Annotated in this window: 12 protein-coding genes; 10 read left to right on the top strand and 2 right to left on the bottom strand. The window is 66.8% G+C overall.

Annotation, left to right across the window (positions count from 1 at the left end; all coding sequences use genetic code 11):
- Nucleotides 1-33: 33 nt before the first annotated feature.
- A complete protein-coding gene (rsmD, locus tag AC1DBN_RS02900) occupies nucleotides 34-648 on the top strand; it encodes a 16S rRNA (guanine(966)-N(2))-methyltransferase RsmD (RefSeq protein ID WP_091720943.1) in 615 nt (204 codons plus the stop codon).
- Nucleotides 649-688: 40 nt separating this feature from the next.
- Here the strand turns inward: rsmD and AC1DBN_RS02895 are convergent, their stop codons facing one another.
- Complete coding sequence (locus AC1DBN_RS02895; RefSeq protein ID WP_477722543.1) at nucleotides 689-1,477, bottom strand: spermidine synthase; 789 nt, start codon at nucleotides 1,475-1,477, stop codon at nucleotides 689-691.
- Nucleotides 1,477-2,706: an aminotransferase class I/II-fold pyridoxal phosphate-dependent enzyme gene (locus AC1DBN_RS02890; protein ID WP_477722542.1), complete on the bottom strand. Its 1,230-nt coding sequence runs from the start codon at nucleotides 2,704-2,706 to the stop codon at nucleotides 1,477-1,479. Before AC1DBN_RS02890 ends, AC1DBN_RS02895 begins: the two co-directional genes overlap by 1 nt.
- Nucleotides 2,707-2,749: 43 nt before the next feature.
- Between AC1DBN_RS02890 and coaD the strand changes: the two genes are divergently transcribed.
- From coaD to ftsY, 9 genes are all read left to right on the top strand, one after another.
- A complete protein-coding gene (gene coaD, locus AC1DBN_RS02885; RefSeq protein ID WP_091720938.1) occupies nucleotides 2,750-3,250 on the top strand; it encodes a pantetheine-phosphate adenylyltransferase in 501 nt (166 codons plus the stop codon).
- Nucleotides 3,251-3,372: 122 nt separating this feature from the next.
- A complete protein-coding gene (locus tag AC1DBN_RS02880; RefSeq protein ID WP_091720936.1) occupies nucleotides 3,373-3,897 on the top strand; it encodes a YceD family protein in 525 nt (174 codons plus the stop codon).
- Between the two features lie 36 nt (nucleotides 3,898-3,933).
- The gene (gene rpmF, locus AC1DBN_RS02875; RefSeq protein WP_009356569.1) at nucleotides 3,934-4,137 is read left to right on the top strand and encodes a 50S ribosomal protein L32; all 204 of its coding nucleotides are present in this window, start codon (nucleotides 3,934-3,936) and stop codon (nucleotides 4,135-4,137) included.
- Nucleotides 4,138-4,157: 20 nt separating this feature from the next.
- Nucleotides 4,158-4,886 (top strand): ribonuclease III, encoded by a 729-nt coding sequence (rnc, locus tag AC1DBN_RS02870; RefSeq protein WP_091720934.1) that lies wholly within the window; start codon nucleotides 4,158-4,160, stop codon nucleotides 4,884-4,886.
- A gap of 6 nt (nucleotides 4,887-4,892) precedes the next feature.
- Nucleotides 4,893-5,864, top strand: a complete 972-nt coding sequence (gene mutM / locus AC1DBN_RS02865; RefSeq protein WP_091720931.1) for a bifunctional DNA-formamidopyrimidine glycosylase/DNA-(apurinic or apyrimidinic site) lyase — start codon at nucleotides 4,893-4,895, stop codon at nucleotides 5,862-5,864.
- A gap of 140 nt (nucleotides 5,865-6,004) precedes the next feature.
- Nucleotides 6,005-7,297, top strand: coding sequence for an MFS transporter (locus AC1DBN_RS02860; protein ID WP_477722541.1), 1,293 nt, complete (start codon nucleotides 6,005-6,007; stop codon nucleotides 7,295-7,297).
- Nucleotides 7,294-8,409: a TolB family protein gene (locus tag AC1DBN_RS02855; protein WP_477722540.1), complete on the top strand. Its 1,116-nt coding sequence runs from the start codon at nucleotides 7,294-7,296 to the stop codon at nucleotides 8,407-8,409. Before AC1DBN_RS02860 ends, AC1DBN_RS02855 begins: the two co-directional genes overlap by 4 nt.
- A gap of 141 nt (nucleotides 8,410-8,550) precedes the next feature.
- Nucleotides 8,551-12,138 (top strand): chromosome segregation protein SMC, encoded by a 3,588-nt coding sequence (gene smc / locus AC1DBN_RS02850; protein ID WP_477722539.1) that lies wholly within the window; start codon nucleotides 8,551-8,553, stop codon nucleotides 12,136-12,138.
- A 112-nt stretch (nucleotides 12,139-12,250) separates the two neighbouring features.
- Nucleotides 12,251-13,465, top strand: a complete 1,215-nt coding sequence (gene ftsY / locus AC1DBN_RS02845) for a signal recognition particle-docking protein FtsY (RefSeq protein ID WP_056085331.1) — start codon at nucleotides 12,251-12,253, stop codon at nucleotides 13,463-13,465.
- Nucleotides 13,466-13,616 lie beyond the last annotated feature (151 nt).

The raw sequence follows: 13,616 nt of genomic DNA, 5'->3' as shown, positions 1-13,616 counted from the left end.
CAGCAGGACCGCGGCCGGACAGCGGGTGCCAGCATGAGCCGGATCATCGCAGGGGCGGCCGGCGGCACCCCGCTGTCCTCTGTCCCGGGCTCACTGACCCGTCCCACCACCGACCGCGTCAAGGAGGCACTCTTCTCCCGCCTGGATGCCTTCGATGTCATCGCCGGAGCCCGCGTACTGGATCTCTACGCCGGGTCCGGTGCGCTGGGGGTTGAGAGCGGCAGCCGGGGAGCCGGCAGCGTGGACCTTGTCGAGTCCGATGCCAAGGCAAGCGCGGTTTGCCAGCGCAACGCGGACCTGATCAACGGCGTTATGGGCCGCAAGGCAGTAACCGTCCACCGGTCCAAGGTGGAGCCTTTCCTGGACCGTGCCGCGGAGTCGGCAGCGTGGGACCTGGTATTCCTGGACCCGCCATACCCGCTCGACGAAGTGGCGCTCGCCGCTGTAGTGCGGAAACTCGCAGCGCACCTGGCTCCGTCCGCCGTCGTCGTCGTGGAACGGTCCTCCCGCTCGCCCGAACCTGACTGGCCCGCCGAACTGGAACGGTTCGCCGAGAAGAAGTACGGCGAAACCCGGCTCTGGTTCGTTGAGCCCTACGTGCCGGACGCCATTGAAAGCGATGACCTACCGGCCGCTGCGGAGTCCTAGCAGCCTCATTCGGCCCGGATGACGCTGAGGGGCCGGGCGGCTACGGGGCGAGGCGGTCCAGGTCCACTCCCGCCAGCACGCCCGCCGGGTGCGGACCCCGGGCAGTGAGCTGGGCGGTCCAGTCCTGCGGCCAGGCCCCCTGGGTTCCGGCCAGGATGATGTTGCCCGGGTACCGGCCCTCGAACATGCCGGTTTCGGCGAAGGCCGCAACGTCCGCCATGGTCTCGCGCAGCGCGGCCACCTGGCTTCGGACCAGGGTGAGCGCGGGCTCGTCCCCCACATTGACCACCAGCAGCCCCGAGGGTCCCAGCTTCGCCCGGACTTCGCTGTAAAAGCCGGCGCAGGCGATGTGCTCCGGCGCTTCCGGCCCGGAGAAGATGTCCAGGATGACGACGTCGAACGTGAGCTCCGGGTCAAGGTCACCGAGTGCCTGCCGGGCGTCGCCGATGATGGCGTGCAGGTCCGTTCCCTCAGACAGGGGCAGTTCCCGCAGGACGAAATCCAGCAGCTCGCGTTCCAGCTCCACCGCGTACTGCTTGGAGCCGGGGCGGGTGGCCTGGATGTAGCGGGCCAGGGTCAGCGCGCCCGCTCCCAGGTGCAGCGCACGGACTGGCGCTCCGGTGGGGGCGGCCAGGTCAACCAGGTGGCCGATCCGGCGAAGGTACTCGTAGAAGATGTCTTCGGGGTGGGACAGGTTCACGTGCGACTGCTCTGCCCCGCCGATGCTGAGCACATAGCTGCCGTCGGTGAATGCGTCCGGCTCGATGGTGGCGTGCTGGCCGGTGGCGCGGAGGAACCGGGAGGCGTGCCCGGGGTTGCCGGCCGCCATCAGAGCCTGCTGCTGAGCGTGGCCAGCCGGCCGGCTGCCTCTTCGAGGACGTCCGCTTTCTTGCAGAAGGCGAAGCGGAGCAGGCTGCGCGTGCGTTCGGCACCTTCCGGGTGGCAGAACACCGGCACCGGGATGGCAGCCACCCCTACCAGCCCGGGCAGTCGCCGCGCGAGGTCCACCGAGTCGGTGATGCCCAGTGGCGCCGTGTCTACGTTGACGAAGTAGGTGCCCTGCGGGGTGTAGACGCCGAAGCCGGCGGCGCGCAGCCCCTCACTGAGGATGTCGCGCTTGTGCTCGAGCGAGGCCGCAATTCCCTGGTAGAAACTATCCGGGAGGCCCAGCCCTGCTGCTATGGCGGGCTGGAACGGGGTGCCTGAGCTGTAGGTGAGGAACTGCTTCACGGTCCGCGCGGCGGCCACCAGCTCTTCGGGCCCTGTCAGCCAACCGATCTTCCAACCCGTGAGGGAGAAGGTCTTCCCGGCGGAGGAGATGGTGATGGTCCGTTCGGCCGCACCGGGCAGGGACGCCACCGGAATATGGCGGACCCCGAAGGTGAGGTGCTCATAGACCTCGTCGGTGATGATCAGAACGTCGTGCAACTGCGCCAGGTTTACGATCTTCTGCAGCACCTCACGGGGAAAGACCGCCCCGGTGGGGTTGTGCGGATTATTCAGCAGGACCACGCGGGTCCGTTCGCTGAAGGCGGCCTCAAGGGCGGCCAGGTCCGGCATGAAATCGGGCGCAAGCAGCGGCGCAGTGACATGCGTGGCGCCGGACAACCCGATCACTGCGCCGTACGAGTCGTAGAACGGTTCAAGGGTGAGGACTTCATCTCCGGGTCCCGTAAATGCCAGCAGCGAGGCGGCGATGGCCTCGGTGGCGCCGGTGGTGATCAGGACCTCCGTGTCAGGATCCGGGGTCAGCCCGTAGAAACGTTCCTGGTGTGCGGCCACCGCGGCACGCAACTGGGGGATACCTTTACCGGGCGCGTACTGGTTGGCGCCCGCGGCGATGGCGTCCCGTGCGGCGTCGAGGATTTCCTGCGGGCCGTCTTCGTCGGGGAAACCCTGGCCCAGGTTGATCGCCCCGGTCTGGACCGCGAGGTTGGTCATCTCCTCGAAGATCGTGACGCCAAGCCCGCCGTCAGCGGCCAGGAGGTTCGCTCCCAGGGCGGTCCGCTGCCATGGAGCGGGGGCAGAAGGCGCGGAAAGTTCCCGTGACGCATGCATCCAGTCATGGTATCCCGGGCTTCGCATGGGGTAGGTTCGGAGCATGAGACGAGCTGTCTGCCCCGGATCCTTTGATCCCATCCATAACGGCCATCTCGAAGTCATTGCCCGCGCTGCCGGTCTCTTCGACGAAGTCATTGTGGCCATCTCCACCAACTACGCCAAGAAGTACCGGTTCGGCCTCGATGAGCGCCTCGAAATGGCGCGCGAGACCCTCGCGTCCCTCAAGGGAATTGTGGTGGAACCCGTAGGTGAGGGGCTGCTGGCTGAATACTGCCGCCAGCGGGGCGTCTCGGCCATCGTTAAGGGCCTCAGGTCCTCCTCGGACTTTGATTACGAACTGCCCATGGCCACGATGAACAGGCAACTGAGCGGCGTGGAAACTGTCTTCCTGCCTGCCGAAGCCCACTACATCCATCTGTCGTCGACCCTCATCAAGGAGGTGGCCGGGCTGGGCGGCAGCGTCTCCGAGTACGTTCCCCGGTCCGTGCTGCGGAGGCTGCTGGCGGGCGAGCCTTCGGCAAATCAGCAGCCCAGGCGGTAGGCTGGTCCGGTACTTCGGCGGTATCGCCGGCCGGTTTGAGTCCCCGTGGCTCTTCAGGCTAAGATGGTACGTCGGTCATATGTTCAACAGGAGTTCTCATTAAAAGAGATGCTGGTTCGCCCCTGGCGTTCGACGTCAAGGACCTCGGGCGCAGCCCGGGAAGCATGCGGACACTGAAGGAACATGTACCCGCACCGGGTGATCTTGGTGTGGCGCTCATTGGTGTTCAGGAAGGCTCGGATGTCGAGCTGGACCTGAGGCTGGAGGCCGTACACGAAGGAATTCTGGTATCAGGAACCGTCATCGCCGGTGTAACCGGGGAATGCGGTCGATGCCTGGATCCCCTTGCGTATGACCTTGAGGTCAATGTGCAAGAACTTTTCTTCTACGAAGGCGTTGAGCTTTCTGACGGAGAAGAAGATGAAGAGCAACGTCGAGTCGAGCACGATGTAATCGATCTTGAACCGGTGTTGCGGGACGCGGTTGTCACCAACCTGCCGTTCCAGCCGGTGTGCCGGGAAGACTGCCAGGGCCTTTGCTCCGAATGCGGAGTACGCCTGGAAGACGAGCCGGGGCACCACCACGAGGTCTTGGATCCTCGCTGGGCTGCCCTAGCTGATATGGCTAAGCCTGACCGGCAAAATTGATTTGTACGTGTTTGTCTAGAGAGAAATGAGTTAGCCGTGGCTGTCCCGAAGCGGAAAATGTCTCGCTCGAATACCCGCGCCCGCCGCTCGCAGTGGAAGGCGACCGCCCCCCACCTGGTGAAGACTGTTGAAAACGGCCAGGTCACCTACAGCCTGCCGCACCAGGCTAAGGTCGTTACCGACTCTGCTGGCACTGCGCTGTTCCTTGAGTACAAGGGCCGCAAGGTCGCTGACGTCTAATCGGCCACTCAGGCTGACTGATGTCTTCAACTGAAGAGCTTCTGAAGCGTCTCGGTGTCACTATTGACGCCGGGACGCTTCGTCTTGCGCTCACACACCGTTCCTACGCCTACGAAAACGGTGGGATCCCCACCAACGAGCGGCTGGAATTCCTGGGTGATTCAATCCTGGGCTTCTCGGTCACGGATTCCCTTTACCGGGACAATCCGGATCTCCCCGAGGGCGAGCTGGCCAAGCGTCGTTCGGCCGTTGTCAGCACGCGTGCGCTTGCCAACATCGGCCGGAGCCTTGGCATCGGCGAGTTCATCTACCTGGGACAGGGCGAGAAACTTACGGAGGGGAAGAACAAAGCCTCCATCCTCGCTGACACCATGGAAGCGCTGATCGGTGCCACCTACGTCTCCAACGACATTGAGACCGCGCGCCAGCTGGTCATGCGCCTGATCGGACCCCTGCTCAAGGATGCTGCCGTGCTGGGCGCCGGGACTGACTGGAAGACCAGCATCCAGGAGCTTGCGGCAAGCCGGCAGCTTGGATCCATCCACTATGCAGTGGAGGGTGCGGGGCCGGACCACGCACGCACCTTCAGCGCTGTCCTGAACATCGGCGGCAAGCCGTACGGCAAGGGCGCCGGCCATTCCAAGAAGGAAGCGGAGCAGGAGGCCGCGGCGGATGCGTGGCGCGTCCTGTCCGGACCGGGTGCCGCTGACGGCGCCGTTAAGTCCTCCGGTTCCGCCGCCGCCAAGTAGGCTCCCATGCCTGAACTGCCCGAGGTGGAGGTGGTCCGCCGCGGCCTGGTGAGCTGGGTCCGCGGCAGGACCATTGAGTCCGTCGAAGTCCTGGACCCCCGCTCCATCCGCCGCCACGCCCTGGGCGTGGAGGACTTCATCGGCAACCTGCAGGGTGCCACTGTGTCCGACGTCGTCCGGCGGGGCAAATTCCTTTGGCTCCCGTTAGACGATGGTTCCGCAGACCAGCAGGCGGCAGGCAACGGGCATGCCCCACCACCGGAGGTGGCGCTGATGGCCCACCTTGGCATGAGCGGGCAGTTGCTCATGCAGGATGGGGACGTCCCTGACGAAAAGCACCTGAAAGTCAGGCTCCATCTCAGCCCCAGGGACGGCATGCCCGCCCAATTGCGGTTCGTGGACCAGCGCATTTTCGGTGGGCTCTTCGTCACCGCTTTGGTTCCCACCGACGACGGCGGCCCCGGCGGCCTCGCGGAGTCACCCCTTCCGCTGATCGCCGAAGAAGCTTCCCATATTGCCCGGGATCCCCTTGACCCGGCGTTCTCGTTCGACCTTTTCTACCAGCGCCTCCGTGCGCGGAAAACCGGGTTGAAGCGGGCGCTCCTGGACCAGGGGCTGGTTTCAGGCATAGGGAACATCTACGCGGATGAGGCCCTCTGGCGTGCGCGGCTGCACTACGCGCGGCCCACCGACAAGCTGCGGCGGGCTGACGCCTTCCGCCTTATCGAAAGCGCCCGTGAGGTCATGCTCGATGCCCTGGCCGCCGGCGGAACCAGCTTCGATTCCCTGTACGTGAACGTCAACGGCGCCTCCGGATACTTTGACCGGTCGCTCAACGCCTACGGGCGGGAAGGCGAGCCCTGCAAACGATGCGCGGCCGCAGGAATCCACGCCACCATCCGGCGTGATCAGTTCATGAACCGGTCCTCCTACACGTGCCCGGTGTGCCAGCCGCGTCCCCGCAACGGACGCTGGTAACGCCAACCAAAAGTTTCGGTTTTCTTGATTCCCCAAGCGGCCACCGGCTGAAATGCTGGCCCGGAACAGGCGGTGCGCGGCCCGCGGCAGTGCAACGCCATCCCAGCTCATTGAGGGACGGGCAGCCGTTGTACATATCGATGTCGGACCGCAAGGACCAGGCGGACACTGTCCCTGCCGCCACCCGCGCAGCATTCCGCCTGTCCCCGGTGATCATCTGGCTTGGCATCGTCAGCATGGCCACTGACATCTCTTCGGAGTCCGTGGCCGCCGTCCTTCCCCTTTATGTCACGGGGTTCCTGGGGCTTTCCACCATTGCCTTCGGAATTATCGACGGCATCAACCAGGGCGCCAGCGCCATCGTCCGGATTGGCGCCGGTTGGGTCTCCGACCGGACGGGCCGGCCCAAGAGCGTGGCCGTGGCCGGATACGGGCTCTCCATGGTGGCCCGCGTGGGCTTCCTCTTCACCGGCGGGTTCTGGTCGGTCGCAGCCATTGTTACCGGTGACCGGGTTGGCAAGGGCATCCGTACCGCCCCGCGCGACGCCATGATCGCTGCGGAAGCCCAGCCCGACTACCTTGCGCGGTCCTTCGGTGTCCACAGGATGCTGGACAACATCGGCGCTGCCGCCGGGCCGCTGATTGCGTTCGCGCTGCTGTCACTCATTCCCAACGGGTACAGCAGCGTTTTCGTGGTGTCGCTGGCGTTTGCCGTCATCGGTGTCGCCGTGCTGCTGCTGGCGGTGCCCAACAGGACGGTATGGCCCGGCAAACCGCCGGCGCCGGAGGCCACAACGCGGGAACAGTTGGCCGAAGCGCCCGCGCGGCAACCGAAAGCGGGCTGGTCCCGGACGTCATGGCGGGCACTCAAGGTCCAGGGCCTGCCACGGCTGCTCGTTGCAGCAGGCCTCTTGGGCCTGCTGACCATTGGTGACGGCTTCGTGTACCTGCTCCTGCAAAGCCGCGAAGCGTTTCCCGTGCAGTGGTTCCCCCTCCTGTTCGTGGGCACCAACGCCGCATTCCTCGTTTTCGCGATCCCCATCGGGCGCCTGGCAGACCGCTGGGGCCGGGTGCCAATGTTCCTGGCCGGCCACCTGGCGCTCTTCGCCTGTTACCTGCTGGCTGCCGTCCCGGCCGGTGGCACGGCAGCAACCCTCGGCTGCCTGCTGCTGCTCGGCCTGTTCTATGCCGCAACGGACGGGGTCCTGGCTGCCTTAGTCTCCCAGCTGGCGGTACCGGAACATCTGGGCATCGCGCTTGGGACGGCCCAAACCGTGGTGGCCCTGAGCCGGATGGTATCCGCGGCTGCTTTCGGCGTGCTGTGGTACGCCGCAGGTCCGGCAGCGGCGGCGGCCTGCGTGGCTGTCCTGCTTCTCCCGGCCCTTGGCGCAGCGACGGTACTCCTGCGCCGCACCCCGCGGACTGTGTCATGAGCGGCCGGCCCCGGCAGGTCCGGCCCGCCCGCCAGGAAGGAACGGGCGACGGCGGCGGGCCGGCTGAAGCTTCGGGTCACCACCTTCGGTCCGTTGCCGGCGTCCCCCGGCGGATAGTGGCGCTGCTGGCGGTCACGCTCCTGGCCCTGGCCGCGGCCGGAGCTTACGCCGCCACTGCATTCCAGGAGGCCAGAAACAGCCAGGCTTCCGTGCCCGCGGTCCAGGTCGCTGCTGCGAACGCCCTCCCCGCGGAACCCTTCGTGATGTTTCGCAACACCGCGGCAGGCCGGGGGTACGGTGAAGCCGCCTTTGCACCACTCGCCAATCCGTCGGGGGAACGGTTCCTCTCCGGCCACGCATGCGACCGCGTCTATGCCACCCGGCAGATTGTCAGCTGCCTGGCGACGCAGAGCGGGATTCCCACCAGATTCGAGGCAGGCCTTTTTGGCCCTGCGCTTCAGCCGCTGCAGGGCTGGGCACTCGGGGGCATCCCCAGCCGGACCCGGATCAGTCCCGACGGAGACCTCGTTGCCAGCACCGTCTTCGTCGCCGGCCACTCCTACGCATCCGCCGGGTTCTCCACGGAGACCGTGATCCGCGGCGCAGACGGCACCGTCCACGGAAACCTCGAGACCTTCGCCCTGATGTCGGACGGAACCCGGATCAAGGCCACAGACCGGAACATCTGGGGCGTGACGTTCGTCCCGGGCTCGCCCAACGATTTCTACGCCACCGCCTCATCCCAGGGGAACATCTGGCTGGTCCGCGGCGACCTGGCAGAGCGGACGCTGACAGTGGTTGCCTCAGGGGTGGAATGCCCGTCCATCTCCCCGGACGGCAAGCGGATCGCGTTCAAGAAAAGTGACTCGGGGACCCTGGTTGGTGATCGCCACCCCGCCGTGCTGGACCTCGCCACGGGGAACGTCACCGTGCTGGACGAACAGCGGAACATTGACGACCAGATCGAATGGCTGGACGGCAACACCATCCTCTATGGCCTTCCCCGCGATGACACCGGCCAGGACAGCGACATCTGGTCCCTGTCCGCACGGCCCGGAGCGACACCCGAACTCTTCATCGAGCATGCCTGGTCTCCGGCCGTGGTCCGATGACGCGTCCTGGCCCAACTGCCGGCGGATTCCTGCAGGGCCGGGCGGGACAGGCGGCGCCGGATCCGGGACTTTCGGCGGCAACCCGGTAGATTTAGGACCGCCAAGCAGCCGCCCAGCCCCGTCCAGGAGACCCGAAAAGCCTTGCACCTCAAAAGCCTGACCGTCCGGGGGTTCAAGTCCTTTGCCTCCGCCACCACCTTCGACTTCGAACCGGGAGTCACTGCCGTGGTGGGCCCCAACGGCTCCGGTAAGTCCAACGTGGTGGACGCACTGGCCTGGGTGATGGGGGAGCAGGGCGCCAAGACCCTCCGCGGCGGCAAAATGGAGGACGTGATTTTCGCCGGCACCTCCGGCCGCCCTCCGCTGGGACGGGCACACGTGTCGCTGACCATTGATAACACTGACGGCGCCCTGCCCATTGAGTACAGCGAAGTCACCATCTCCCGGACACTGTTCCGCACAGGTGGCTCGGAGTACGCCATCAACGGTGCCGGCTGCCGCCTGCTCGACATCCAGGAACTGCTCTCCGATTCCGGCATGGGGCGGGAAATGCATGTCATCGTGGGCCAGGGCCAGCTGGACCGGGTCCTGCACGCCACCCCCGAGGACCGCCGGGGCTTCATCGAAGAAGCCGCCGGCATCCTCAAACACCGCCGGCGCAAGGAACGGACGGTGCGCAAACTCGAGGCAATGCAGGCGAACCTGCAGCGCCTCTCGGACCTGACGGGCGAGATCCGCCGGCAGCTCACGCCGCTGGGCAAGCAGGCCGAAGTGGCACGCCGCGCCCAGCGCGTCCAGTTCGACGTCCGGGACGCCCGCGCCCGCCTGCTGGCCGATGACCTGGTGCAGCTGCAGCAGGTCCTGGAGCAGGACGTCGCCGACGAAGCCGCCCTGAAGGAGCGGCGCACCATCGTGGGGCAGGAACTGGAGTCCGGGCGCCGGCAACAGGCAGCCCTGGAGCAGCTCGCAGCAGAGGCAACGCCGCGCCTCAACGCGGCCCGGGACACGTGGTACCGGCTCACCGCCGCACGGGAGCGGCTCCGTTCACTCGGATCACTGGCCCAGGAACGGAGCCGCGTGCTCGGATCCGTGGACGACGCACCGTCCGGGGGCCGGGATCCCGAGCAGCTGGACCGGCAGGCGGCGCGCGTAGGCAGCGAACTGGCCGGACTTGAGCACTCACTCGCGGGCCGGCGGACTGCCCTTGAAGCAGCAACGGCGGCCAAAGCGGAAGCGGAGCGTGCAGCCCAGGCCGAGGACCAGCGGCTCACCGGTGAACTGCGCGCGGTCGCCGACCGCAGGGAGGGCCTGGCGCGCCTCGCCGGCCAGGTTGGAGCAGCCCGCTCCCGGGTGGAGTCCGCCCAGGCAGAACTCGGCCGGCTGCGCGAGTCGCTGGCCGCGGGCGCCGGGCGGCGTGCCCGGGCACAGGAAGAGTTCACCGCCCTGGAAAACCAGGTGGCGGGCGTGGAGGAAGGCGAGGAATCCCTCGACGCCGAATACGAGGCCGCCAGCGACGAGCTGGATACCGTGCTGCAGGAAATCTCGGACCTCAAATCAGAAGTCAACGAAGGCATCCGCCGGCGCGACGCCCTCGCAGCCCGCCTTGAGGCGCTGAAGCTCGGCCTGGAGCGGAAAGACGCAGCCAGGCACGTCCTGCAGTCCGGGCTTCGCGGGGTCCAGGGCGCGCTCGCCGGTGAGCTGCGGGTGCGGGCCGGATTCGAAACCGCCATCGCCGCGGCACTCGGGGAAGCCTCCGAGGCGCTCCTGGTCGAGGACCCGTCCACCGCGGAGTCCGTCCTGCAGATGCTCAAGGACGACGACGCCGGCCGGGCCTCGCTGTTGCTGGCCCCCTCCGGCACTTTGCACGAAGACCTTCCGCCCGCCCCTGTACTCCCCGCAGGTGCGGTTCTGGCCGCCGGACTCGTGGACACCGCCGACGCTTACACCCCGTTGGTGCGGCACCTGCTGTGCCGGACCGCCGTCGTACCCGACATCCTGTCCGCCGCGGCGCTCGTGGCGGAACAGGCAGGCCTGACAGCAGTTACCCACGCGGGTGACGTCTTCACCGCCGTGTCCGTTACCGGAGGTTCGGCGAAGGCTCCGTCACTCCTGGAAGTCCAGGCCGCCGTGGACGACGCCGACAGGGAACTTGGGCAGGTAACCGCGGCCCTGGAGCGCAACAGGTTCGCCCTGGCCGGCGCCGAGGCGAAGCGCGCCGGAGCGCAGGAAAAGGCGGATGCCGCCCTGGACAGGTTGCACGAGTCCGACGCGCGGCTGGCCGCAGTAGCCGAGCGGCTGGGACACCTCAACTCAGTACTCCGCAGCGCCGTAGGCGAAAGCGACCGGCTGGCGGCCTCTCTGGCCCGTGCCGAGGCCAACGTGGAGTCCGAGGAGCAGGCGCTCGCGGCCATCACCGCCCGGCTTGCCGCCGCGCAGGAGGTGCCGCTCGAGCAGGAACCGTCAACGGCGGAGCGTGATGCCCTCGCGACGGCTGCCTCGGCCGCCCGTGCTGCCGAGGTTGAGGCGCGGTTGTCGCTGCGGAGCACCGAGGAGCAGGTGGCGGCCACACGCAACCGCGTTGCCTCACTGGAACGTGCCGCCGCCACTGAACGGCGTGCCCGCGAGGAGGCAGCTGAAAGGGCGCGGCGCCGGCGCATCGAGGCCCGGCGGGCCGCCGCGGTCCGGGCCGCAGTGGACTCGGCCCTGGACTTCGTGGACGTGTCCGTCGACGTGGCGCGGCACGCGCGTGACCTGGCAGAAGAAAACCGCGAACGCCGGGACCGGGAGCTGCAGGAACTCCGTGCCGCGAACGAGCTGCTTGCAAAGGAGCTTGCCGAACTGACCGATAACGTCCACCGTGACGAACTCGCCAGGGCCCAGCAGCGCGCCCGCATCGAAGCCCTGGAAACGCGGTCCGTCGATGAACTCGGGATCACCCCTGACGCCCTGGTGGCGGAGTTTGGCCCCCACGTTGCGGTTCCGGTTCCGGCAGGGGAGACGGGTGACAAATGGGCTGCCCTCCGTGCGCCGGTGGACGAAACCGGTGAAGCCATCGTCGAGGGCGTGCCGTTCGTCAGGGCTGAACAGGAGAAACGCCTCCGGAAGGCCGAACGCGACCTGTCCAGCCTGGGCAAGGTCAATCCGCTGGCGCTGGAGGAATTCGCGGCGCTGGAGGAGCGCCACCAGTTTCTCAGCACCCAGCTGGAGGACCTCAAGGCCAGCCGCAAGGACCTGCTGGACATCATCAAGGAAGTGGACGACAGGGTCCAGCGGGTGTTCACCGAGGCATTCGAGGACACCCAGGCACAGTTCGTCCGGGTCTTTGACCGGCTGTTCCCCGGCGGCGAAGGCCGGCTGGTCCTGACTGACCCTGCAGACATGCTCACCACAGGAATCGAAGTGGAGGCCCGTCCCGCGGGTAAGAAGATCAAGCGGCTGTCACTGCTGTCCGGCGGGGAGCGGTCCCTGACAGCGGTGGCCCTGCTCGTGGCCATCTTCAAGGCCCGGCCCTCCCCGTTTTACGTCATGGATGAGGTGGAGGCCGCCCTCGACGACACCAACCTGGGCCGGCTGATCACCATCTTCGAAGAGCTCCGCGAGTCCAGCCAGCTCATTGTCATCACCCACCAGAAGCGCACCATGGAAGTGGCAGACGCCCTCTACGGAGTCACCATGCGCGGCGACGGTGTCTCTACGGTGATCAGCCAGCGCCTGGGGAACGACAACTGAACGTGGTTGCCTGACCGACGCTGCGAAACCGCCGGGTGGACCTCTGAGTCAGGGCAGGTCAGCTCCCTGCCGGAGCGGGAAAGGGCTCCGGCGGTTGTGAGAAGCTAGGGGAGTGAATGACATCCTTCCCATAATCCTGTCCATTCTCGGTGCCCTGGTGGTTGTCGGAGCCCTGATCCCGGTCCTGGTGAAGACGCGGAAGAACATCAACCGCTACCCGGGAACGCGTGACGCGAACGACCCCGAACTCCGGCCCGGTGGCGGCACCCTCGTGGCCGACGACACTGCCACGGCGGAGCGGCCGGCGGAGCGGACAGCACCCGCCGAAGCGGACCTTGACGGCGTTGACACCACGGTCCCCGACGATGCCGCCGGACTGGAAACCATTCCGGTTGAAACCCCCCTGCCCGTAGCAGGCCGCCTGACCCGGCTGCGCGAACGCCTGGTCCGGTCCAACAGCATCATGGGCAAGGGCCTGCTGGCGCTGCTTTCCAGCGACAAGATCGACGAAAACGTTTGGGACGAGGTGGAAGAAACCCTCCTCCTGGCGGACCTCGGCACGGAACCGACCATGCAGCTGGTGGATGCCCTCCGCGAACGCGTCAAGGTGCTCGGCACGCGCAGCCCGGAGCACGTCAAGGCCATGCTCCGCGAGGAACTCATTAAGGTGGTCGACCCCACCATGGACCGCACCCTCAATGTCCAGCGCCACGGGGACAAGCCGGCCGTCATGATGGTGGTTGGCGTCAATGGCGTAGGCAAGACCACCACGGTGGGCAAGCTGGCGCGCATGCTGGTGGCCGAGGACAAGGACGTGATCCTCGGTGCCGCGGACACCTTCCGTGCCGCGGCCGCCGAACAGCTGGCCACGTGGGGACAGCGGGTGGGCGTTCCCACGGTCAAATCCGACATTGACGGGGCCGACCCCGCCTCGGTGGCCTACGAAGCCGTGAAGGCAGGCATCGACCAGGAGGTCGACGTCGTCATGATCGACACCGCCGGCCGGCTGCAGAACAAAGTGGGCCTCATGGACGAACTTGGCAAGGTCAAGCGCGTGGTGGAAAAGCTCGCCGAAGTGGACGAGGTCCTGCTGGTCCTGGATGCAACCACCGGCCAGAACGGCCTCAACCAGGCCCGGGTCTTCGCCGAGGTGGTGAACATCACCGGCATCGTCCTGACCAAGCTGGACGGCACCGCCAAGGGTGGCATCGTCGTCGCAATCCAGAAGAGCCTCGGCGTCCCGGTCAAGCTGATCGGCCTGGGCGAAGGCGCGGACGACCTCGCCCCGTTCGACGCCGAGCAGTTTGTGGACGCGCTGCTGAACTAGCCGCTAGCTGTAATTCCCACGGACGTTGTGAACAGCGTGGCGTGATGTAAAGGGCGAGGGCCTCCGGTATCGATTTGGGTTACCACACTCATCTCGATGCCCAGGAGGCCCTCGTGTCCTACGTTACTCATGCCAACGCCGACCTCACACC

Source organism: Pseudarthrobacter sp. 10T415, from assembly GCF_056394175.1.
The sequence above is the reverse complement of the archived record's forward strand: the minus strand, read 5'-3'. Positions and strand labels throughout refer to the sequence as shown.